The 23079-nt window shown below is 44.5% G+C and carries 18 protein-coding genes and 1 pseudogene; 6 read left to right on the top strand and 13 right to left on the bottom strand.

All coding sequences use genetic code 11. From position 1 onward, the window contains the following. Positions 1–11 precede the first annotated feature (11 nt). The 4 genes from QUB13_RS20550 to QUB13_RS20535 form a co-directional block, all read right to left on the bottom strand. Positions 12–827, bottom strand: a complete 816-nt coding sequence (locus QUB13_RS20550; protein WP_333384084.1) for a class I SAM-dependent methyltransferase — start codon at positions 825–827, stop codon at positions 12–14. Positions 828–896: 69 nt separating this feature from the next. Further along, the gene (locus QUB13_RS20545; protein ID WP_333384081.1) at positions 897–1550 is read right to left on the bottom strand and encodes a hypothetical protein; all 654 of its coding nucleotides are present in this window, start codon (positions 1548–1550) and stop codon (positions 897–899) included. A gap of 269 nt (positions 1551–1819) precedes the next feature. Continuing rightward, entirely contained in the window at positions 1820–2752 is a 933-nt protein-coding gene (locus QUB13_RS20540; RefSeq protein ID WP_333384078.1) for a beta-1,6-N-acetylglucosaminyltransferase, read from the bottom strand. Positions 2753–2754: 2 nt separating this feature from the next. Further along, positions 2755–3786 carry a glycosyltransferase gene (locus tag QUB13_RS20535; protein ID WP_333384075.1) on the bottom strand — a complete coding sequence of 344 codons (1032 nt, stop codon included), beginning with the start codon at positions 3784–3786 and terminating at the stop codon, positions 2755–2757. A gap of 435 nt (positions 3787–4221) precedes the next feature. Here QUB13_RS20535 and QUB13_RS20530 point away from each other — a divergent pair, with 435 nt between their 5' ends. Continuing rightward, positions 4222–4941: a DUF2786 domain-containing protein gene (locus tag QUB13_RS20530; protein ID WP_333089806.1), complete on the top strand. Its 720-nt coding sequence runs from the start codon at positions 4222–4224 to the stop codon at positions 4939–4941. Between the two features lie 83 nt (positions 4942–5024). Here QUB13_RS20530 and QUB13_RS20525 read toward each other — a convergent pair. Then, positions 5025–5458, bottom strand: a pseudogene (locus QUB13_RS20525) (IS1 family transposase); the annotation flags it as partial. Between the two features lie 82 nt (positions 5459–5540). Between QUB13_RS20525 and QUB13_RS20520 the strand changes: the two are divergent. After that, a complete protein-coding gene (locus QUB13_RS20520) occupies positions 5541–5777 on the top strand; it encodes a CsgG/HfaB family protein (protein WP_333384072.1) in 237 nt (78 codons plus the stop codon). A gap of 523 nt (positions 5778–6300) precedes the next feature. Here the strand turns inward: QUB13_RS20520 and miaA are convergent. Beyond that, the gene (gene miaA / locus QUB13_RS20515; RefSeq protein WP_333384069.1) at positions 6301–7224 is read right to left on the bottom strand and encodes a tRNA (adenosine(37)-N6)-dimethylallyltransferase MiaA; all 924 of its coding nucleotides are present in this window, start codon (positions 7222–7224) and stop codon (positions 6301–6303) included. Positions 7225–7510: 286 nt separating this feature from the next. Here miaA and gyrB point away from each other — a divergent pair, with 286 nt between their 5' ends. From gyrB to QUB13_RS20500, 3 genes are all read left to right on the top strand, one after another. Further along, entirely contained in the window at positions 7511–10756 is a 3246-nt protein-coding gene (gene gyrB, locus QUB13_RS20510; RefSeq protein ID WP_333384067.1) for a DNA topoisomerase (ATP-hydrolyzing) subunit B, read from the top strand. 333 nt (positions 10757–11089) lie between these two features. Beyond that, on the top strand, positions 11090–11806 hold the full coding sequence (locus tag QUB13_RS20505; protein ID WP_333384065.1) for a biliverdin-producing heme oxygenase: 717 nt from the start codon (positions 11090–11092) through the stop codon (positions 11804–11806). Between the two features lie 67 nt (positions 11807–11873). Further along, positions 11874–12002: a hypothetical protein gene (locus tag QUB13_RS20500; protein WP_333384062.1), complete on the top strand. Its 129-nt coding sequence runs from the start codon at positions 11874–11876 to the stop codon at positions 12000–12002. Between the two features lie 144 nt (positions 12003–12146). Here the strand turns inward: QUB13_RS20500 and QUB13_RS20495 are convergent, their stop codons facing one another. Then, positions 12147–12800, bottom strand: coding sequence for an S-layer homology domain-containing protein (locus QUB13_RS20495; RefSeq protein ID WP_333384058.1), 654 nt, complete (start codon positions 12798–12800; stop codon positions 12147–12149). 200 nt (positions 12801–13000) lie between these two features. Further along, the gene (gene mfd, locus QUB13_RS20490) at positions 13001–16561 is read right to left on the bottom strand and encodes a transcription-repair coupling factor (RefSeq protein WP_333384055.1); all 3561 of its coding nucleotides are present in this window, start codon (positions 16559–16561) and stop codon (positions 13001–13003) included. Between the two features lie 438 nt (positions 16562–16999). Here mfd and QUB13_RS20485 point away from each other — a divergent pair, with 438 nt between their 5' ends. Then, positions 17000–18331, top strand: a complete 1332-nt coding sequence (locus tag QUB13_RS20485; RefSeq protein WP_333384052.1) for a hemolysin family protein — start codon at positions 17000–17002, stop codon at positions 18329–18331. A 164-nt stretch (positions 18332–18495) separates the two neighbouring features. Here QUB13_RS20485 and QUB13_RS20480 read toward each other — a convergent pair whose 3' ends face one another. From QUB13_RS20480 to QUB13_RS20460, 5 genes are read right to left on the bottom strand one after another with little or no spacing between them, the layout of a single operon-like run. Continuing rightward, a complete protein-coding gene (locus QUB13_RS20480) occupies positions 18496–19827 on the bottom strand; it encodes a hypothetical protein (protein ID WP_333384049.1) in 1332 nt (443 codons plus the stop codon). A 6-nt stretch (positions 19828–19833) separates the two neighbouring features. Then, positions 19834–21159 carry a hypothetical protein gene (locus tag QUB13_RS20475; protein WP_333384046.1) on the bottom strand — a complete coding sequence of 442 codons (1326 nt, stop codon included), beginning with the start codon at positions 21157–21159 and terminating at the stop codon, positions 19834–19836. Between the two features lie 13 nt (positions 21160–21172). Then, positions 21173–22405 (bottom strand): SGNH/GDSL hydrolase family protein, encoded by a 1233-nt coding sequence (locus QUB13_RS20470; protein WP_333384044.1) that lies wholly within the window; start codon positions 22403–22405, stop codon positions 21173–21175. Between the two features lie 4 nt (positions 22406–22409). Next, the gene (locus QUB13_RS20465) at positions 22410–22574 is read right to left on the bottom strand and encodes a DUF5989 family protein (RefSeq protein WP_193973035.1); all 165 of its coding nucleotides are present in this window, start codon (positions 22572–22574) and stop codon (positions 22410–22412) included. Then, a complete protein-coding gene (locus tag QUB13_RS20460) occupies positions 22575–22982 on the bottom strand; it encodes an SxtJ family membrane protein (RefSeq protein ID WP_333384040.1) in 408 nt (135 codons plus the stop codon). Between the last annotated feature and the right edge of the window lie 97 nt (positions 22983–23079).

Raw genomic sequence — 23079 nt, 5'->3', positions numbered from 1 at the left:
TTGGTAATTTTTTATGAAAAAAGTTGCTTTATTTTCCTGCTTAACCGAGCTTTTGTCAATGGTAGCAAAGCAAAAAATACTCTTTTTAGGGAAACCCTCGGATCTTTTAAGGCTAAAGCATCTTTGATTTCTTGTCTTAATTTGGTGGCTGCTGATGCAGTTCGCAAATAAAGCTCTGGATGAATTAAGGAAAGCTGTAAAATGTTAGTTCTATCTGCCTCTTTTTGTAAAACTGGATTTGTTGTTAAATATTCCCCCTTAGCAAATATAAGTATATTCTGGGCGTAGTACCATTTAACTCGATCGTTTTGCCATATTTTATTTCTCACGCAGTCAATCGTCACATATCCTTGCTCTTGAAAGAGTTTCGCCCAATAGTCTGGCCACTGTTCGTTAACGTGATTTGTTCCTCCTTGAAATGGTACTGCGGCCGAAAATAAAATAACGGGGCCCAGTTTCACTAAAGACTCTACAAATACCCGGGCGCAGTCGGAGGGCAAGTGTTCTGCTACTTCTAAGGAAACGACTAAATCAAATTGTTTTTCAATCGGCAAAGGCTCGGTTAAATCTAATGCTAAAAAGTTGGCCTTGGGAATTTCTAGCAGTTGTGGTTCGACCCAATCACCGTCTATTCCCAAAATATCTTCAACGCCGAATTCTTTGAATGCTGACAGCCAATTTCCCGTGCCGCAACCCACATCAATCACTCGCTTTGGCTGCAGGAATTCCCAAAGAATAGGAATAATTTCTTTGGCTGATTGTTGGGATGTTTTTTGCAAGTATTGATAGAGTTCTTCAGTATAATGTTGCACGGCAGCTATAGCCATCCTATTTCTTTTGTTGTGAATGATATTTTTTTTTTAATGAACCGCAGAGGGCGCGGAGTGAGAGAAAGTTTATTTTAAGCGCCAGGGATTGTTGAGTTGATTTGGTAAAAATATTTTAGCAGTGCGATCGACTATTCGAGTCAAGAGCGATCGCGTCACGTTCTTTGCGTACTGCGGGCGGTAGGGATAGGTGCAGTGCATGACTTTAATCGGTTTGTCGATCGCATAAGCATCTTTCCACTTATCCAAGTAGTTGTAAACAGGCGACAATGTTTTCATTTTCGGTTGGACAAATTCCACAGCCGCCGCAAAAGCACCTTGATCTTTCAATAATAGCACATTTTGGTTAGCCACTACTATCTCGAAATATTTCTTAAAACTTTGGAAAAATTCGCAATTTTTACTACTTTTGGTAAAAGCGATAAACCCGCCGTTGTATTGAATGCTATTTTGATTTAGCGGCAATCCGACAGACTGCAAAGTTGACAGAATATCCTGCTTAATTCTTAATAAATTTGCAGCTTTAGCAATTGCTGGCTGCACATCTTCTGTCACCAACAAATCCACTTCGTCAAGATAGTCGAAAACTTCATCTATTGGCGACAACAAACAAATATCGCAGTCCATATAAATAGTTTTGTCAAACGAAGATTCTCGGTATAAAGCCAGTTTAGCTTGGCGCGAGGCTAAAACAGGATTTTCGTGAGAGGGTGCAGGTTTCAATATGACTTTTCCAAATACTTGAAGTAAAGGATATAAAATTCGAGGTACTCTATTTATTAAAATAATAATTGGTTCCTGGTGAAATTTCCTGATTGAAGCCAAAAAATGAATGCAATCTTGGAATGAGTAAAGACCTGTTAAAATAGTGATAAATCCCTTGGTTTCTACTTTCATTAAAAAATCAACTACTTTAGTTTTGTTGTTCGTTTTGTGGACATTAGCGTTCAGGTTTTGAGGCGGACTGAATTCCTCACTGCCAACCTGGTTTTTTAAGTGAAAATTAAGGAATCTAATTTGTCAAGAATTTCCGCATCTTGTTTGATGTCGAATTTGCGCGCAAAGTGAAAGTTGCCGTTAGTAATTGTCGCATAATCTTGCACTGTCAGCGTTCTTGGTGAACCGGCGATTGCATTTGTATAATCAATATAGCGTTTGTCGTCATTCACGAGATTTAAATTTTTATTGTTGACTAAGATAGTCTGGATAAAAGACTCTTCTGGGACTACTGTTTTTTGATAATAGTCCACAAAATCCGGGCGAGTATTAACAAAATCTTTGATATATGCAGCGCACTTTCTAGAGAGAGTGTACCACGCCCAGCCACCGTAGCAAATAAACCGATCGCTAAATAAGGTCGATCGGCGCGGTATCCCCACCAACGGGCCGTAACTCAGGTAAAATTGCAGCGGAGTCAATTTTTGCACCGCCGACAACTGCTGAAATTCTTTCAAAAAACTGTAACTCCAGCGGCCGGGAATTCGCCAGTAACGGCAATAATATCGCTTGAATCCTTTCTGCGTTTCCCAAGGTATTCCCTCAGCCAAAACATCCCAATACCGAATAAAACCATCCGAGTTAGTTTTTGCGAGAAAATCTTCAGTTTTTGACAGCGGTTGAGTGGGATAATCTTGGCCGGTTAAATTAATCAGCCAGTCAAAATCAGAATTATTGGCAAATAACCAATCAATTGCATTTAAATACGGTTCAACTTGACAAGAAAAATCAGCGCGGATTAAATATTCTTGATTCGTCAACAAATGAACATCTGACAATTCTTGCAGCGGAGTCAAGTCTAAATCGCATCTATTAAAGTTGTGATTGATGAGGATTTGAGAATTAGGACTAGATTTTTTTATAGTGCGAACCAGGCGATAAATTTGTTGGGGATTTTGATGAGTTTGGATAAAATAGCAAATTTTCACGGCTATTTCTTAGAGATAAATTGATTGAGGCGGCTTTGGAGGCGGTTTGCTTTCATAATTAGATGGCGGCGGGCTAAAAATATTTGCTGCTGCCAAATAGATGCGGTACACCAACGATAATATGCAGGAACGGCTACGTTTGTCAAAAAATTGCGCCACTGCGAAATAATCTGGGCATTTGCCGTTTCCTGCGCTCTAATTCTACCATTTTCGATCATTGCCGCGCGCAAATTACGATCGCCCCGCAGCATCTCAACAGCAGCAATCGCTTCCTCCGGCGAAGCTACTTCTATGTAATCGAGTTCGCTTTTGCGTTCCCTGCGGTATGCAGATTCGCGGCCGAGAACCGCCGGAATGCCCGCGTGCCAAGCGTTAATCAATTTCGAGGGAGGTTTCGAGTCAAAAGTGAGTTCGCCCTCAAAACTGCGAACAGCCACAATCACATCAACTTTACTGTAATCGTGCCAGCGATCGCACCCCACGACTTGCCAATCCAAACCTAAAACGCCGAGTTTTTCGCCCCAGGATGGTGCTTGCAATTCCGGTGCTAGACTGTCTAAAACGCCGAAGAAGGCTGCATTTTCAAAGATTTCGCCCCGGCTAGCATCGCGTGGAATTAACCCTGGTTGCAGCCAAAATTTGAGCGGGTGACACTGCCATAAAAAGGGCGATCGACTAAATAGCGGATCGCGATCGTTCTGCACTACTTGTAACTGAGCGTAAGGGTGAGGTTCTCTATCCACTTTAATACAAACAACCAGCAACTTTGGCAGCGGTTGTAAATTATCGGATAAAAAATCTCGATGGGACAGCACGATGCCTTCATCCGGCATAAAATCTATTAATTGACATGGCAACCCGTCCGCTTTCAAATAAAGATAAGTTTGCAGAGTCCAATCATACTTTCCCCGGCCGTACCTGCTACCCCAAGAACTCATCCACTGCCAGTATTCTTGAGGAATTTTTGGCATTTTTCCTACAGGCCACTGGCTTTTAGGAATGTAAAAATAAATCGGCGGCAAACTTTCATTCATTTCATCATCCAGCCTGCTATTTGTCAAGTATCGATCGACTCATGTTCTATTTTAATACGCTTGGGTTGAAACTGCTGATACCTTCCAAAGATTCCTCGGCTACGCCCTACTATCTCGATGGCTTGGAGACTAGGAGGTATGGGAGAAAATCTCCAACTATAACAACTTTTAAGTAAACCGTCTTAGGCAAAATGCAGCTTTTTGGTACAGACAATTTAGATGAATCAAATTATCTTCAAAAAACATCGCACTGTTACCAAAGAAGCTGACGTTTTCAGCGAATCTCGCGTGAAAACGCATCTTTTTGTTAAAAAATCCGGTTTTTGACTACCCGCTAAGACGGTTGAAAAATATCGCACATTCCACGCTATAGTAAAATATAACTATCCCCAAATCGCTACCACGGCGTAATCTCACCCTAAAACCGATCGAACAATGGCAGATACAAGTATTGTTGAAAAAATTAAAAAGCTGTTAGCCCTCGCCACCTCATCCAATGAAAATGAATCGACGGCAGCGGCCGAAAAAGCTTCGGTTTTACTGGCGCAGTACAATCTCAGCCTCGCTGATTTAGGCCCGAATCACCAAGAAGAAATGGGCGAAAGCGGAGTTGAAACCACCTCGAAATTTGTGACTTGGAAAATGATGCTGCTGTCGGGAATTGCTGAAGCTAACGGTTGTACGGGTATGCGGAACACTTATACTGGTAATATGTTTTTGGTGGGAAGCTCTACAAATTTGATTGTTTGCAAGCACCTTTACGAGTATTTGAGTTCTGCGATCGAGAAACGGGCGAAATACCGCAAGGGAAGCGGCCGGGGATTGGCGTATTTGAATGCTTTTCGGGTGGGATGCGCCACAAGGCTGAGACAGCGATTGCTGGAACAAAAGCGGGAGATGGAGGAGTCTGGGATTCCCGGTACGGCTGATACGGCGGCGACTCCTGCGATTGTAGTGCGATCGATGTTTGAGAAGAATCAACAGGCGATCGCCGATTATTTAAAAGGCCGAGGTGTTAAAGTTAAAACGAGAACAGATTCTCAAGTCAGCAGCGAGGCTGGCTTTAATTCTGGCTATGAAGTGGGCGACAAAATTAGTTTGCAAAAGCAAGTGCAGCCGCCAGAGGATATGAAACAACTTAATGAATGTGTTTGAGTTCGGGATTGTTGTTGTACAAAGGAAAGTGCCATGTCAGACCTAGAAATGGTAGTCCTGCATAGTAAGGAAAGTTAAGGATTTTAATTGATACATAAACTGGCATTATACTCATGAATAAAATACCAAATAGCTGCCAATATGATTGGAGAGTTTTTTAGAGAATGAAAGAGTTTTTCTCACCAATCGAGATATTCTTTGTCTCATCGTATTATTAAATCTTTCTATATAGTTTGTCAGATTAGTCTCCTTTCCTACTGTCTTGTATCTTTTTTGAGGAAAAACTGTTCTATAGGTACTCCAAAAGTCTGTATGACTTAGGGCAGATTGACTATAAACTGGTGGCAAAGAATCCCATGATCCTTGAGCGCCAGCTCGATCTCTTTTGCCAATATATACTCCTACAATTTATGAATGTAGATACATCAATTGCCAGCCAAATCCACTGCTTATTATCCTTATTACCTACAAATCACCACATTTCATCACATTGAATTGTTAGCTTCCCTTTTTTTTGACTTCACTTCTACTTATCTTTTTACAGCTCCTAATTTTTTATAAACACATATAGCGGTTATAAAAAAAGTGAGAATAGCCCTATGCCCGGTTTGGCCTATCAAATAGACGCAAGGCTAATCGGTACAGCTTCCGGGGATATTCTTGCCACAGCTAAATCAGTAGGAGAAGCGGATCAAAGCGATTCCAATTTTTCTGTCCGAGGTATTGGCGGTAATTCCGGCAGTAGCAATGAAGACGGACTTTTGAGCGCGGCGGTTGATAAAGCGGTATCCCAAATGGTGACTAAACTGGCAGAAGTATCCAAAAAATTGCCGTAAAATAATCATACCAAGTTCGGTTAAAAATTTCGGCATTCCTCAAGATGCCCGGATGAGAAAGACGAAGTTGTATCCTTTCTTAGAAAGATGAGCTGCTAGGAGTGGGCATCGGGCATCGGGCATCGGGCATAGGGCATCGGGCATCGGGCCTAAAAGCATACCTCACCAAGCTTGAGAACCGCTATATATCAATTGATTTGCAGCATATTCCATTGAGATGCACTACCCCAGAAACCGGGTTTCTCGAACAACCATCAGTTGACAGCTTATCTAACTGTAAATAAACCAGATTAGGAGTGCATATTTCACCAACCCGGAATACGCTGTATGTCACCGAAAAATAGCAGACAGCGCCTCAACAAGTGGATGTTTCATCGTCCTGTATTCATCTCTCTCTTCTCTTCCTCTGTGTTCTCTGCGCCCTCTGTGGTTAAATAATTCCTATGCAACCGGAAACGATATCAGCCCAAAAAAGATCCTCGACTATTGAGGGTGACAAAATGTTTTTCCGAACTGGTTCGGATTATTGCCAATCGCCGAAATCTTGATTGACAAACTCCTGCATTCTCTGCCAAACTCGCTCTAATAAATCTGGCGCGCTAACATCAAACCATTCAATTTCAGGATAAGCTCGAAACCAAGTTCGCTGTCTCTTAGCAAATTGCCTCGTGTGCAAAATTGTTAATTCCTTAGCTTGATTCAGAGTAATCTCGCCAGCCAAATATTGTTTGATTTCCTGATAGCCCAGCGTGTTCAATAAAGGCAAGTCGCAGCCGTATTTTTTACACAAATATTCTACTTCACCCACCCAACCGCGTTCTAACATTTGTTCGGTGCGCTGTTTGATGCGATCGCCCAAAACATCAATATCACAATCCAACCCTATTTGTAAAATAGGATAATTCGGAGGAATTTCGCCCTGCTGTTCCGAAATCGAGCGCCCAGTGACATAAAATACTTCCAGCGCCCTTAAGGTTCTGAAGGAATCATTTAGGTGAATTTTCTCCGCTGCAGAGCGATCGACCTGCTGCAAGATCGCGTAACATTGAGATTGTCCTAGTTCCGCAAGTTGCGATCGCAATTGGGGCATCGGTGCAACCCTCGGAATTTTCAAACCCCTGACAATCGATTTAATATACAAACCAGTCCCTCCCACCAACAACAGCGGGGGAGAAACCGGAAAATCGATATCAGCAATTATTTTTTGAGCTTGCTGCTGGTACTCCGCCAGTGTTAAAGTTTCTGTCGGATCGCAGATATCAATTAAGTGATGCGGTACCAAAGCGCGATCGCTTTTTGTAGGTTTGGCAGTCCCGATGTCAAATTCGCGGTACACTTGACGGGAGTCCGCACTCAAAATTGCCGATCGCAGTCGTGAAGCCAAAGCCAAAGCCACTCCCGACTTCCCCGTCGCCGTCGCCCCACAAATCGTAATTAATCTAAACATAAGCCGTCGCAGATTTCAAAAGCATATTTCATTTCGTTATAAAAACCGTCAAATCCTCTCCTAGACTCTCTTCCTCTCCACTTTCCCCTCTCTCCATCCACTCATTTACCGCGCTGCACCAGGAAAGTCGCGAAGCAATCTCACAACTATTCGCCTCCGTCCCCCTAATAAATTTCCATTTAGAATGCCCTAGCATCGCCATTAACCGTTTTGTGCTATAATTTTAGGAGTTTTTCCATTTTAGAAGCTTTTGGGGCTTTAGACCTCATTATTGGAGCTATTTTGTATGACCAGCAGCTACAGCGCCGACCAGATTCAAGTTCTCGAAGGTCTCGAAGCAGTCCGCAAACGACCGGGGATGTACATCGGTACAACCGGCCCGCGAGGACTCCACCATCTAGTTTACGAGGTTGTGGACAATTCCATCGATGAGGCGCTGGCTGGCCACTGCACTCACATCGAGGTTGACTTCAACGCCGACGGTTCAGTCAGTGTCACAGATGACGGCCGCGGTATTCCCACCGGCATCGTTGCCAAGACTGGCAAATCGGGAATAGAAACAGTAATGACTGTACTGCACGCCGGCGGTAAATTTGGCGGCGGCGGTTACAAGGTTTCTGGAGGATTGCACGGTGTAGGTATTTCGGTTGTAAACGCGCTTTCGGAGTGGGTAAAGGTTACAGTTTGGCGCGACCAAAAAGAACATTTGCAGCGCTACGAAAGAGGCTTTCCAGTCAGCGAACTTGAGGCAAAGCCCAGTAAAGGAAATCGCACCGGTACTTCAGTTTGTTTCCTGCCAGACACTCAGATATTCAGCACTGGCATTGAGTTCGATTACGCTACGGTTTCGGGACGCTTGCGAGAATTGGCTTATTTGAATGCGGGCGTGAGAATTACGTTTAGCGATCGCCGTTTGGAATTGCTCAAAAGTAGCGAACCGCGCATCGAAACCTATTGTTACGAAGGCGGCATCAAGGAATACATCGCCTACATGAACCGCGACAAGCAACCCCTGCACGAAGAGGTGATCTACGTGCAAGGAGAACGCAACAACGTGCACGTAGAAGTGTCTTTGCAGTGGTGCGTCGATGCTTTTAGCGACAACGTTCTCGGTTTTGCTAACAACATTCGGACGATCGACGGCGGTACGCACTTAGAAGGTTTGAAAGCCGTTTTGACGCGGACGATGAATTCGATCGCCCGCAAGCGCAACAAAATCAAAGAAAACGAGCCCAACCTCGCTGGTGAAAACGTCCGCGAAGGTTTGACAGCAGTAATTTCCGTCAAAGTCCCCGATCCAGAATTTGAAGGCCAAACAAAAACTAAGCTGGGAAATACCGAAGTTCGGGGAATAGTTGATTCCTTAGTAGGCGAAGTATTGACCGAATATTTGGAGTTTCGCCCCCAAGTAGCCGACGCTATTTTGGAAAAAGCAATTCAGGCATTTAAAGCCGCAGAAGCAGCCCGCCGCGCCCGCGATTTAGTCCGCCGCAAATCCGTCTTAGAATCGTCTCCTTTGCCCGGAAAATTAGCGGACTGTAGCTCCAGAGACCCCGCCCTGTCTGAGATATACCTAGTTGAAGGCGATTCTGCAGGGGGCTGTTTTTTTTCATCTCAGCAAATAATATTAGCTGACGGCACTACAAAAACTATCAAAGAGATAGTTGACGAACAAGCAGAAGGTAAAGAACACTTTTGCTACACCATTCGCGAAAGTGGAAACATAGGGTTTGAGCGGATAACTAACGCTCGCATGACTAAAGCAAATGCTGAAGTTGTCAAACTGACATTAGACAATGGCGAGACAATCACTTGTACTCCCGATCATCCGTTCATGTTGCGGGATGGTACCTACAGAGCAGCAGCCATGCTGACACCGGACGATTCCTTAATGCCCCTCAACCGCCAGTTGTCTAAAAAGAACCAAAACGGGCAGGGACTTAACGGTTACGAAATGGTTTGGAATCCCAACAGTGACAAGTGGATTTACAGTCATCTGCTATCGGATTTCTACAACCTGAAACATCAGGTTTATCAAGCATCTGACGGTAATCACCGCCACCATGTTGATTTCAACAAACTCAACAACAATCCGACCAATATTCATCGGATGCCCGCTCAGGCTCACTTGGCTTTACACCGCGCCAATCTTGAGAAAACATTGCACAGGCCAGATGTCATTGAAAAGAGCCGTCAAGCTCACATGACTGATGAATTTCGGGCGATGATGAAAGAGCGGATGCAGCACCCTGAAACCAGACAAATTCTGTCTGAACAGGCAAAAGCTCAGTGGGAAGATGAAGAGTATAAAGCTTATATGACGAGCAAGTGGCGTGAGTTTTACGACACGAATGAAGCTTATCGCGAGCAAAATAATGAACTGCTTAACCAAGCGCAGCAAGAGTATTGGAGCTCCGAAGAAAACCGTTTGGCTCAGTCGGAACGGGTTCGCAATCATTTTGCTAACAATCCTGAAGCGCGGGAGGCTAATTCGCAATTTGCCAAGGAGCAGTGGAAAGATCGGGAATTGTTGGACTGGCGCCGTGAAAAAACTAAGCAACAGTGGACGCCGGAGTTTCGCCGCCAACGCAAAGCAGCTTTGAACGAAACTTACTACCGGAAAACTCTGGAAATGTTGAAGTATGTGGAGTTGCAAAAAGGCTGTATTAATGTAGATTATTACGATGCTTGCCGCCGGACGAAAAAGGATAAGTGTTTGTTGAAGTACCAAACTTTTTGCGATCGCTACTTTGGCGGAGATCAATTGCTGGCTCGCCAAGCTGTTCGCAATTACAACCACCGCGTTGTGTCGATCGAACATTTGGAGGAACGGTACGATGTTTACGACATCGAAGTGCCTAACAGTCACAACTTTGCATTAGCTGCGGGAGTTTTTGTCCACAACAGTGCGAAACAAGGGCGCGATCGCCAATTCCAAGCAATCCTGCCTTTGCGCGGTAAAATTCTCAACATTGAGAAAACCGACGATGCCAAAATCTACAAAAATAACGAAATTCAATCGTTAATTACCGCCCTGGGTTTGGGCATCAAAGGCGAAGAATTCGATCCCGGTCAATTGCGGTATCACCACATCGTAATTATGACTGACGCTGACGTAGATGGAGCTCACATCCGCACGCTGTTGTTGACTTTCTTCTACCGCTACCAACGCGCGCTTGTAGAGCAAGGTTATATCTACATTGCTTGTCCTCCTCTCTACAAAGTAGAACGCGGCCGGAATCATTACTACTGTTACAGCGAACGCGAAAGGAACAGTCTTATCCGCAATGAATTTCCGGCGAATGCTAACTACACTGTCCAGCGGTTCAAAGGTTTGGGCGAAATGATGCCGACACAGTTGTGGGATACCACGATGAACCCGGAAACTCGGACGCTGAAACGGGTGGAGATTGAAGACGCCGCTGAGGCCGATCGCATCTTTACCATCTTAATGGGCGATCGAGTCGCCCCCCGCCGCGAATTTATCGAAACCTACGGCCCCAAACTCAATATGCTCGACTTGGACATTTAAATTAGTTGACAGTTGGCAGTTGGCAGTTGGCAGTTGACAGTTGGCAGTTGACAGTTGGCAGTTGACAGTTGGCAGTTGACAGTTGGCAGTTGGCGGTTGACATTTGACATTTGTTTGCTGGCCAAGATGAGTCATTAGTCATTAGTTACTGGCTGATGACTGATGACTACCGCCAACTGACTACCGCCAACTGCCAACTGAACTACTGCAACTTTTGTTATAAAAATTAATACAAGCTCTCATCAAATCGATATAAGGTAAATACTTAGGTAATTTTTAGATTTTTGACCCATCCATCAGCTACCACAAAAATAGAAGGTTGGACAATATAGCATGAGCATCAATTTAGCGACCAAATTGCGTGAGGGAACCAAAAAGTCCCACACTATGGCAGAAAACGTTGGTTTTGTCAAGTGTTTTTTAAAAGGCGTTGTAGAAAAAACTTCTTACCGGAAGTTAGTAGGAAACCTCTACTTTGTCTACTCGGCAATCGAAGAGGAAATGGAACGCCAAAAGAACCATCCGGTTATTTCAAAAATTTACTTTTCTGAGTTGAATCGGAAACAAAGCTTAGAGCAAGATTTGTTCTACTACTACGGTGCCAATTGGCGGGAACAAGTAGCTCCGTCAGCAGCAGCTAGAGCCTATGTGGAGCGGATTCACGAAATCTCTGCCACAGCACCGGAACTGTTAGTAGCTCATTCTTACACTCGCTACCTCGGCGACTTATCCGGCGGACAAATCCTCAAGGGAATTGCTCAGCGCGGGATGAATCTTACTGAGGGAGAAGGCACTGCTTTTTATGAATTCCAGGATATTCCTGATGAAAAAGAGTTTAAGAATAACTACCGTCAGGCAATGAATGAACTGCCTATTGACGAAGCTACAGCAGAGCGAATTGTTGATGAAGCTAATGCAGCTTTTGGCATGAACATGAAAATGTTTATGGAGTTAGAAGGCAATTTGATTAAAGCAGTCGGTCAGATGCTGTTCAATACCCTGACACGCAAGCGCAACGGTGGCAATACCGAATTGGCTACTGCTGAGTAGGTTAAGGTCTGCGGACGATAATTTTGAACCTCATTATAAGAGGAAAAATTTAAATCCTGGGGGTTTGATGGCTGGTTTCACAGTCACCAAAGCTCCGGGATTTTGCATGGTATTTGAATTGCGGGCGATTCCCTACAGCATAGCTACGCTTCACGACTTTTTGCAGAGGAAAGAAATATTAGCTGCAGTAAAATGAGTCCGCACTACGAACCGTTTTTGTGATGGTAATCGATCGCACATGATACGATCAATTTTTAATGGCGGCGCACCCTAGGACTTCTCTGGGATGGCACGGGCATTTTGGCATCCCCAAAAATTAAATTTTAATCCAGAACAAATATTACCTTCCCATGCCGCGATTCGGAGGCCCCTCGTCACGGACTGGTAAAGAAGTTGGCCTTACCTGTCGCTCCAAATACTTGCTCAAAGCGTAAGCGATATCCCCGCGAGTCATCGGCTTCAAAGGATTAATTTTATTAGTTCCAATATCAACATTCACAAACCCTTCATAAAGTGCAGTAGCCATAGACTTTCTAGCCCAACTAGGGATTTCCCCTGCATCTGGATACTTAGTTAAAATCTCGCCAACAGTCGCGTCGGGAAACTGAAAAACACCGTAGGCTTGAGCAAAAATTGCTAAAGCTTCAGCACGAGTCACCCTTTGATTAGGGAAAAACATTCCGTCGCGATATCCGCTCATTGTTCCCGTTTTCAAAGCAGTTTGAATCGCACTGTAAGCCCAGTAACTCTTAGCTACGTCCGGCAATTCCATATCCGGTTTCTGAGCGGTTTTCCGCCGTTCCAAACCAAAGGTTTTTACTAAAATAACCGCCAAATCAGCGCGGCTGACAAGGCCATCAGCATTAAAATTACCGCTAGGATCTTTATTCATCAATCCAGCACTGACAACCCGATCGATCGGGTCAATACTTTGTTGAGCTTGAACCACCGTTGGCACTCCTTGCGCTAGCGCGATCGCAAAAAAAACACACACTAACGTTTTCACTATTTTAATCCTTTGTGCTACGACTGAAGGAAGTTCGACAACAGACTCGCTCCACGGATTTAATGGATGCAGGGAAGATTCGTCCTGACTCGTACTGACTTATACGGCACCGTCGAAGTAGCGTAGCCGAATTAAGACAAAAGAGGGCAGAGAGAAAATTCAAGTGTTCGCTTAACACCACTTAAAAATCAAAAAATTGCTTCCGGCAAAGCGCCCTGCATTTTACCCAACCAATCAATCAAATTATCCAACTGCTTTTGGGCAGTCAAAACCGCCATACCTCGAATAGTAACCTTCCCCTTGCTGTAGACAAAACGAGAGCGCAAATGTTCCGGCAAATTAGCCTGGAGCAAATTCCAAGCAGGCTCCTCCATCGGCGTTTCCAAAACAATGTGCTGCTTGTTCTCAGGTTTAATCCGAGAAAAACCGATTTGCTTGGCGATTTGTTTGAGTTCGACAATGCGGATCAGTTGCTCAGCCGGCAGAGGAATGGGCCCGTAACGATCGCACCAATCGGCCCGAATTTGCTGCAAATCTGCTGAAGTATTAGCAGAAGCCACAGAGCGGTAAGCGCTCATCTTTTGATCCAAATCCCCAATATAATCAGCAGGAATAAACGCCGTCAAACTGAGGTCGATTTGTGTATCCTCAACCTTCGGAATTTCCTGACCTTTAATTTCGCGAATCGCCTCCTCTAACATTTCAGCATACAAATCAAAACCGATCGCCTCCATTTGACCGGACTGTTCCGTACCCAAAACATCACCAGAGCCCCGAATTTCCATATCTCGGACAGCCAACTGATAGCCCGAACCCAACTGCGCGAACTCTTGAATAGCGCGCAACCTCTGCCTTGCAGCATCCGAAAGCTTATTCTGCTTCGGATAAAACAGCCAAGCATGAGCTTGAATCCCCGCGCGCCCCACCCGTCCCCGCAACTGGTAAAGCTGACCCAAACCAAACCGCTGCGCGTCTTCAATCAAAATAGTATTGACGCGCGGAATATCCAAACCAGACTCAATAATCGTCGTGCACACCAAAATATCGAACTGAGCGGCACTAAAAGTCAGCATGATTGATTCTAGTTCCGAAGCATCCATTTGACCGTGGGCGATCGCAATTCTCGCCCCCGGAACCATTGTTTGCAACGTATCCGCCAACTCATCAATCCCCTCAATCCGGGGCACGACATAAAAAACCTGACCGCCCCTGTCCAACTCTTGACGAATAGCAGTCCGCACAACTTCCAAATCGTAGGGGGCTAAATGAGTTTGAATCGGGCGGCGGCTTGGCGGCGGAGTCGCAATCAAACTCATCTCCCGAATCCCCGACAGCGACATATACAAAGTCCGGGGAATCGGAGTCGCAGTCAGAGTCAGCACATCAACTTCTGTTTTCAGGGCTTTAATCGCTTCCTTTTGCTTCACCCCAAACCGCTGTTCTTCGTCCACCACCAACAGGCCCAAATCCCGAAATTTAATCGTCTTGCTCAAAACAGCTTGAGTGCCGACAATCACGTCTAACTCCCCAGTGGCCAAGCGCTTGTGAATCTCCCGGCGCTCGGTTTCTGTGCGAAAGCGATTGAGCAAACCAACTTGGATCGGATAAGGCGAAAAACGCTCTGAGAGGGTGTGATAGTGCTGTTGGGTCAAAATTGTCGTCGGCGCAAGCATTGCCACCTGCTTGCCCGCTGTAACCGCCTTAAAAATAGCTCTGAGAGCGACTTCCGTCTTGCCAAAACCGACATCGCCGCAGACGAGACGATCCATCGGTCGATCGCCCTCCATGTCACGTTTCACATCAAAACTAGCCTTCAACTGATCCGGCGTTGGCTGGTACGGAAAAGAATCCTCCAACTCTTGCTGCCAAGGCATATCGGGAGGAAAAGCATAACCTTGTTGTTTAGCTCTTTTAGCGTAAAGATTCAGCAAATCCACTGCCAATTTCTTAACAGCTTTGCGAACTTTTGTCTTAGTTTTTTCCCAAGTTTGACCTGTCAGCTTGTTGAGATCCGGCGCTTTCTCGCCCACAGTCCGAAACCTCGACAGCGCGCCCAACTGGTCTGCAGCGACTCTGAGAGTACCGTCAGCGTATTGCAGCACCAAATATTCGCGAGTTTCGCGATCGATCGTCAAGCGTTCCAACTTGAGAAACTTGCCAACTCCGTGCTGGCGGTGCACCACAAAATCCCCCGGACTCAGCTTGTGCGGGTCAACCTTTTTAGAAGCAGCGCGGCGGCGCTTGCGGACATAGCTAAAAGTCGCCAGAGAATGCTGGCCGTAGAATTCGCGATCGGTAATTAAAACAATCCGAAAAGTCGGCAGGATAAACCCTTCCAATTCTGCCAGCCCGTTGTATTTCAAAGCTACGGGAACGTGCTGCAACTGCAATTTGTCGATCGCCAAAAAGTCCCGAGGATTCACCACAAACTGAGCCGGACAGTCGTGTTCCGACAGCAGAGCAACAGAGCGGCTCGGTTGAGCCGAAACCATAAACACCGTAAAACCCCGATCGCGCTCTTCCCGGAGCATTTGAGAGAGTTTAGCAAATTGGTGAGGCATCACCGGCACAGGCCTGCTGGCCAAATTAATCGGAGGCGATAGCTGCTCGCCCCCTGCGGAATTTTTAATTTTTTGAGTAGCAGAATCTTCTGCCAATTCTGAAACTTCTAACCTGTAAAAAACGGCGACATCCGCCATTGATTCGGCAAAAGTGCGGTGAATTTTGGGAACTTTTAAATTAGCAATTGGCAATCTTTCGGTTTCACCACCTGCAGCTTCTGATTCCCGATTGCAACTTTCCCATTGTTCCTGTGCATTCTCGAACCAGCGGTCGCTGTGAGCTTCGCATCCCGCCGGCTCGTCAACCACAACTAAGGTATTTTCTGGCAAATAATCCAACAAAGATGCGGGTCTCTCAAAGGCTAAACCCAACAGTCTGCGGACAAATTTTTCAGATTCATTTTCTGTGTCAATCGAGCCTAATTTGTTAATTTTGTCAAGCGTTTTTTCGACTAAAACTGCTTTAATAATTGTGTTAAAATTAGTAGGAGTTAAAACTAATCGATCGACCTTATCGAGCGATCGCTGCGAAGACGGATCGAACTCGCGCATTTGTTCCAAATTATCCCCGAACCATTCGAGCCGCACCGGCAACTCCGCCGCCACCGGAAACACATCGACAATATCGCCCCGGCGGCTCCACTGGCCCTCAGTTTCTACCAAATTCACGCGATCGTATCCCATCGACGCCAGTTGGCGGTCAAGTATCTTGGAGTCTTGAACTTCGCCTCGCTTCAGCGTCAGACAGTAAGGCTCAAAAGCACTTCGAGGTGGCAAATGAGGCTGCAGGGATCTTTCTGTGGCGACAATGGCGATCGGCTTGGACTGATTGGCGGTTTTTTCTGGCTTGTCCGCCAAATCCGCCAGCACCTGCATTTGTCCCCAGGTCATTTCGTTCTCGTCGGAGTAGGATAGCTCGTAGGGCGAAGCTTCGGAGGTCGGGTAAAAATGTACGGTTTGCCAGCCCATCGCTTCTAGAGAGGCTACCCAGCGCCCTGCTTCTTCCAGAGTTGCTGTCACGACTAATAGGTTTCGCTCTTCTTCCTGGGCGAGGGCGGAAGCTACCAAACCTTTAGGTAAGCGGGCTAGACCTGCCAGTTGCAAGCAGTGATGCCGTTTGAGCTTGTTGAGAAGTTCTGTTGCTAGGGGCGATCGCCCCAAAGTACGAATTATTGAAGAGAAAGTCATGGGCTGTTAGTTTTAATCCCCGATGGGCGAAGGCTCTTCCCCGCGGCCTGCTAAGTAAGTTCGATTGTACGACAAACATCTATCATTGTGGCGATCGGCTGTTGGCAGTGCCACTCAACTACAGGTAGATTTCTGCTAGAGGCTTTCTATAAAAATCTCGAACTTGCGATCGCGATCGAGCCAGTTCCGTTAATATAGGGCCAGGTTTAGAAAAAATTTCGATTTTGCGATCGAGATTGACCGCTTCCAGACCTCTCCTGTGACTGCACCCAAAGACGGATACAAGCCCCCGACTCAAGTTGTGAAGATCGAAAAATTTTAGACATTAGGGAAATCCCCCAGATACTGGCTGCGGAGTCAATCTAAAATCTAAAATCTAAAATCTAAAATCGACTAACCGGGCAGTGCGCTTCGCCTTTACCACCGATAATTTGAGAAATGTCCCCAAGTATAGACCTTCTGATTGTTCTCCTGCTGGTTTTCCTCAATGGCGTGTTTGTGATGTCAGAGATGGCCATCATCTCAGTACGGAAGGTGAGACTGCAACAGATGGCAAACCAGGGTTCGCTCAATGCCCGTGTAGCGCTGGATCTGGCTAATGCCCCCAATCAGTTCTTGCCGACTGTTCAAATCGGGATTACGCTGCTGGCTATCCTGTCCGGCGCTTTCGGAGAAACGACGATTTCTAAAAGAGTAGAACCTCTGTTGCGCTTGATTCCGGCTTTGGAACCCTACTCAGGGGCGATCGCCTCAGTCATCGCAATTTTAACCATAACTTATCTCACCATAATTATTGGCGAACTCGTGCCGAAGCGCCTCGCCCTCAACAACCCTGAGCCGATCGCCTCCAGTGTCGCTATTCCGATGCGAATGCTGTCCAAAATTGGCGCTCCCGCCGTTTATGTTTTAAGTTATTCCACTGACTTAATCTTGCGGATTATGGGGATTGTGCCTTCAACAGAACCGCAAGTTACAGAGGAAGAAATCAAAGTTTTAATAGAGCAAGGCACCGAGGCCGGAACCTTTGAAGAAGCCGAACAAGACATGGTAGAAAGAGTCTTTCGTTTGGGCGATCGGCGAGTCAGCGCCTTAATGACTCCGCGACCCGATCTTACTTGGCTCGACCTCGACGACTCAGTAGAAGAAAACCGCCAAAAAATGCTCGGCAGCGGTCACTCTCGCTTTCCTGTTTGTCAGGGCGGACTCGATAATGTTGTCGGTTTAGTACACGTTACTGATATGCTGTCTCGCACTTTGACAGGTCAACCCCTCGATTTAAGTGCTTCTTTACGCAGGCCTTTATTTGTGCCTGAAAGCACGCGCGGTTTAAAAGTATTAGAGCTTTTTAAGCAATCTAGTAATCAAATTGCCTTGGTGGTTGACGAATACGGAGTCATTCAAGGATTGGTGACAGTTAACGACATTTTAGTCGAACTCGTTGGCGACTTTCCTTCAATAGAAGATGCCGACGAACCCCAAGCAGTTCAGCGCGAGGACGGTTCTTGGCTGTTAGACGGAATGCTCCCGGTTGAAGATTTCTTTGAATTATTTGGAATTGATGAAATATCGTCAGAAAATAGGGGTAGCTACCACACAATGGGCGGTTTTGTGATTACAAATTTGGGGAAAATTCCGACAGCAGCGGAGCATTTTGAGTGGAACGGTTTGCGAGTCGAAGTCGTGGATATGGACGGCAACCGAGTTGATAAGATATTGGTAATGCCGATCGACTCTGTGGGCGATCGATCTAAAACCGAAGCAAATACCTAAAATTTGCGATCGGCGGTAAAATAGGTTCGTAGTGAGGACTTTAGTCCCGATCAATTTCTGAGGACTAAAGTCCTCACTACAAACCTTATCATGGTTATTTTGCGATACATAATGTAAATTATCGGGCTATCTATGTAAGCCGGATTTGATATAATTTGGTCAACCTACTTCTTCTTACTCCTAGCCTCATTCTTCTGCAAATATTCCAGAATAGAACGGCCCACATAATTGCTAAATATCGCCTGTCCAGCTTGATTGTAATGACAGCAGCTATCTACATAAACAACATCTTTAGTCTTGTCGAACGCCTTAACCCCATTGAAAATATTAATCTTATTTTTTTCTAAATTAGGAAACTTACTCAAAAGAGCCGGATAGCCAATTTTCACAGCCTTAGCATAAGGAGTATCATTGTTAAAAGCAATCCGTTTTTCGGCCTCACCAAACACCCTTTGCGTCTGATAATATTGATTCGGCTGAAGAACTTGAAAATACGGCACATTGCTAGCCGACAGCACTTTGTGCATAAAAATTGAACTTTTTGCCCAATTCAATGCCATTTCTTCAAAAGCTGCTGAATCGCTTAAAACAGAATTATTTTTATTGATATAAATAACGTTATCACCATTTTTTTGTGGTTGAGTTTGTTTTTTGTCAAACGCAATCACATCTTTACGATAATTGTTAACTAAATTTTGAACGTAAACAGAAGTCAAAGCATCGCACGCCGCGAAAGAGCAGCGCTGCAAACTTTCCAGCCCCTCATTAATCTTAGTTTTAGTTTCTTGAATTCTGACACTTGCTTTCATAGCTTTTAGAGAAAGGCTATTATTCGCTAAATTAGTCAGCGGCAGAATGTGCTGAATGCTTGGCATCGCCAAATCAATTTTATTTTTATTGTTGAGATTAGAAAGTGCTACTTCGTTAAAGCCATCTATATTGACCACCATATCTAATTCTTGACCTAAAACCAAAAAATAGTTTAAAATTAATAACTGTTGCGGCTGTTTGTAGCCTCCAGTAGCAAAAGACAAAATTATAAATTCTTTATCCTGTAAACCGGGAAGCTGCTTGAGGTATTGAGGTAAAATTTTATTTTGAACTTCAAATATTCCATAATTAGAAGCCACAGAACCGCCAAAAACTCCAATAATAAATTGATTTTTCTTAGTTTTTTTCAAAGGGTAATCGTAAGGAGAGATAAATCCGTAGTTGTTAACCTTAAAACCGGGGCGAAAATCAGCGCTGGGTTTTTGAACAAACCCAAAGAAAGGATGAAACCTTTCGACAATAGACTGATTCAGCCGTACTCCTTCTAAATTTATTCCTAAAGCCGACTTATCTTGCACCTTGGATCTAGTATAGAAAAATTGCTTGTGCTTGACAAAATACCATCCCAGCGAACCGAGTTCCAGGAAAACCAGTAAAAGCGCCAAGTTGATCGCAGCAATTTTCAGAATTTCTGGGATTTTTTTAATCACTTTAAAATCTTTCATAAATATCTATTTTGACTCTCTCACTACTTTAATAATCGAACTGGAAACATAGTCTGCCAATACTTCCTCTCCCACTGAATTGTAGTGGCAGCAGGCATCTTTGTAAACCGTTTCTTTGGTATTGTCCAAAATATTTACTGCGTTAAAAACATTAACCCCAGCTTTTTGCAAATCATCGACTTTGGACAACAGTACGGGATAACCTTTTTTCACCCCTTCAATGTAAGGACTATTCTTGTCGATCGCAATTTCGTCCTCCTTGGCGGTAAAGGTTCGTTTAGTTTGATAATACTGGTTGGGCTGGATAAAGTGAAAATACTCAATCTTTCTACTTGATAAAATTTGATTCATCGCGATCGACGATTCGTACCACATCGATGCTATTTTATCAAAAGCAGCACCATCCGACAAAACAGAGTCAGCTTTGGGAAGGTATACTATACCGCTATTTGCCGTGTCTGGGTTGGATTGTTTGACTTGCCGGTCGTACTTGACAACGGCCTGCTGGTAATTGTTGACTAATTGTTTCACTCTCAGCGAGGTAACAGCGTGACACAAAGCCAACTGACAAGTTTGCAATTTGTCAATACCTGCTTTCAACTCTTTTTTGTCTTCGCTAATTTGCGCGATCGAATTCATCGCTTCCGGCGACAAGTTGTTGTTGGCTAAACCCGTCAGCGGCTGTATGTGTTGAACGCTGGGCATTCCTAGTTCTAATCGAGCTTTGTTGTTTAAATTTGACAGTGCTACTTCGTTAAAACCGTCAATATTGATGACTAAATCTAAATCTTGACCCAAAGCCAGAAAGTAATTTAAAATTAATAATTGTTGGGGTTGTTTGTAGCCGCCGTTACCGAAATTTAAAATTACAATTTCTTTATTGGCGAATTCTGGATAACTGTTTAAGTTTTTAGACAATCTTTGAGTGACGTATTCATCTACTGCAAAGTTGTTAGCAACAGAACCGCCGAATATCCCAATAATAAATTGATTTTTCTTGGTTTTGACAAACGGATATTCGTAGAGGGAAAAAAAGCCTTGTTTGTTGACTTTCAACTTTAATCTTTCATTGGTAAAAGCACCTTGTTTTAGCACGTAACCAAAAAACGGGTGCAGTCTTTCTACGATTGATTCATCGAGTCGAATTCCGAGCCTTTCAATATCTTCTGCTACTTTTTCTTTGCCTTTGGTTCTGGTATAAAAAAACTGTTTTTGATTTACAAAATAAAAAGCTAGCGACAAAGCTTCCAGACAAATAAAAGCGATCGCCAAATTAACAGCGATTAAAGTTAATATATTTGTGCCTTTTTTGAACGAAGTTGAGTCTTTCATGTAATTTGACTGATTACGGTTGTTTTTGGGGGGCTTGAGACTGCTTCAAGTTTTCGCACAAATTGCGAGCGATCAAAATACTAGCAAGCCTGTGTCCGAGTTCATTCCAGTGACCCCCACAGGGTACAGAATTCTCAAAACCGTGGGCGCACACTTGAAATTTTTCAGTATAACCTTGAAACTGTTCGGATAAATTCAGTACCCGAAAACCTTCGCGCGCGCCCAATTTTTCTAGCCGCTTATCGGGATAAAACAAATCCTGAATTTTGTTTTTTCTCATATAATTTTTTCGCCTCTGGGCATCCCGTTCAACTTGTATCGGATCGCCGATCGTCACAAGTAAGAAATCAGCATTTTTCTGCACGACTTCATTGCGAATCTCCACAATCAAACCTTCTGTTACCTTCCAGGCATCTTGCCAAGCTGCATCTTGAGGTGGAATGAAGTTTTTGGTACTCAAACCGGAAAAATCTGCCGATAACTGCAGCTTTTTCTGGTCTATGTCAATTTTTTTGATGACTTGCAAAATGCGCGAATTGTTGACCAGAAAACTGGGCAATTTGTCTACGAATGAAACTGCTCTTGCGTTGCGGTCGATCGGTGCTAAATTGCGAAAAGACATATCCGGTACTAACTTGCCGCTAGCATTATACGCAAAAAATGGTCGATAGTGGTCGTATTCTAGTTTGGGGGAATTGTTAATTACATCGTTGCCAATAAAAAATGCAAGAATTACAATATCAGGATTGTAATCCCACACTTTTTTTCGCAGCATTATCAATTCTTGAGCATTACCGTAACCCTGCACGCCGAAATTGATAACTTCAACATTTTTGCGTCCCTTAACAGCTTCGCAGTTGCCTAGCTTTCGTTCCAATTTCGACCAGAAAGTTTGTTCAACTGGTACGTGAATTGCTTCGGTGAAAGAATCGCCCAAAACTGCGATTCTGAGGGTATTGGGAGGTTTGGCTTTTGTGTGTTCGCGATCGCGCAAACCCTCACTATTCACCTGCACAAAACTCTCACCTTCGCCCTTCCACTCCCCGGATACACCTGGTTTAAGCTTCCAGCCCAAATCGGGATCGGCAGTGTGGAAACGAGTTGGCGCGGAGTCTGCGAAAGCTCCAATTTTGGGGTAGCCCTCAACTCCCGCAACTCGCAATCCAACTTCACCAATGACCACCCCCATCAACAAACCGCCGAGTGTCAAAGCTAAATTGACGCCCAAAGTTTTCAACTTGCTCATTCTTTCAAAACAGCGTGTAAATAAACGGAGCAATCACAGAACCCTGACTCAATACAATCAAAGCTCCCAAAAATACTAAAGTCACAATTAAGGGTATCAGCCAATATTTTTGGCGTTCTCTCATAAACGCCCACAAATCTTTGAGAAAGTCTAAAGTTGCTTCAAACACTTAGAAAGGACGCTCCATACTAACTTTGGTTCTTGTTTTGCTTGGAATGCGGTAAGTATCCATTTTCGGATTGAGTTTGCGGCGCATTGCATCTTCGCCGAAAATGTTTTTGATAACTCCCATCGGCCAAACTATCAGGTAAAAAACTATCCCCAGGACGATCGGCGTTTCGATCTTGTTGAGAAGCAGTCCAAACCGCATCCATGCGTGATAAACGGGATTGAGGGATTTTGGTGCAACCAATGCTAGCACAACTAGCACTGCACCGACAGCCCAGGGCCACCAAGGTAGAGAATCGCGCCGCAGTAAAGGTACTGCTAAACCGAACAGCACTGCAATTAAGCCGCCAATTAGCAGCCCGAAATCGCGCAGGCCTTTTTTGTCGAGTTTTTTAATTTCGTCGCTCATTAGAAATGGGGAATGAGGAATGGGGAATGGGGAATGGGGAATTGGTTATTCGTTATTGGTTATTCGTTATTTGCACTCTTCCAATAACCAACAACAA

Origin of the sequence: Microcoleus sp. B4-D4 (assembly GCF_036705185.1) — a bacterium.
Lineage (GTDB): Bacteria > Cyanobacteriota > Cyanobacteriia > Cyanobacteriales > Microcoleaceae > Microcoleus.
The sequence above is the reverse complement of the archived record's forward strand: the minus strand, read 5'-3'. Positions and strand labels throughout refer to the sequence as shown.

Excerpts from the sequence above, each read along its gene's own strand:
- QUB13_RS20500 (WP_333384062.1), top strand. The coding sequence starts at position 11,874 with ATGGCTGGTTTCACAGTCACCAAAGCTCCGGGATTTTGCATGGTATTT.
- mfd (WP_333384055.1), bottom strand. The coding sequence starts at position 16,561 with ATGACTTTCTCTTCAATAATTCGTACTTTGGGGCGATCGCCCCTAGCA.
- gyrB (WP_333384067.1), top strand. The coding sequence starts at position 7,511 with ATGACCAGCAGCTACAGCGCCGACCAGATTCAAGTTCTCGAAGGTCTC.
- QUB13_RS20550 (WP_333384084.1), bottom strand. The coding sequence starts at position 827 with ATGGCTATAGCTGCCGTGCAACATTATACTGAAGAACTCTATCAATAC.
- miaA (WP_333384069.1), bottom strand. The coding sequence starts at position 7,224 with ATGTTTAGATTAATTACGATTTGTGGGGCGACGGCGACGGGGAAGTCG.
- QUB13_RS20460 (WP_333384040.1), bottom strand. The coding sequence starts at position 22,982 with ATGAGCGACGAAATTAAAAAACTCGACAAAAAAGGCCTGCGCGATTTC.
- QUB13_RS20505 (WP_333384065.1), top strand. The coding sequence starts at position 11,090 with ATGAGCATCAATTTAGCGACCAAATTGCGTGAGGGAACCAAAAAGTCC.
- QUB13_RS20535 (WP_333384075.1), bottom strand. The coding sequence starts at position 3,786 with ATGAATGAAAGTTTGCCGCCGATTTATTTTTACATTCCTAAAAGCCAG.
- QUB13_RS20520 (WP_333384072.1), top strand. The coding sequence starts at position 5,541 with ATGCCCGGTTTGGCCTATCAAATAGACGCAAGGCTAATCGGTACAGCT.
- QUB13_RS20470 (WP_333384044.1), bottom strand. The coding sequence starts at position 22,405 with ATGAGCAAGTTGAAAACTTTGGGCGTCAATTTAGCTTTGACACTCGGC.
- QUB13_RS20485 (WP_333384052.1), top strand. The coding sequence starts at position 17,000 with ATGTCCCCAAGTATAGACCTTCTGATTGTTCTCCTGCTGGTTTTCCTC.
- QUB13_RS20480 (WP_333384049.1), bottom strand. The coding sequence starts at position 19,827 with ATGAAAGATTTTAAAGTGATTAAAAAAATCCCAGAAATTCTGAAAATT.
- QUB13_RS20475 (WP_333384046.1), bottom strand. The coding sequence starts at position 21,159 with ATGAAAGACTCAACTTCGTTCAAAAAAGGCACAAATATATTAACTTTA.
- QUB13_RS20530 (WP_333089806.1), top strand. The coding sequence starts at position 4,222 with ATGGCAGATACAAGTATTGTTGAAAAAATTAAAAAGCTGTTAGCCCTC.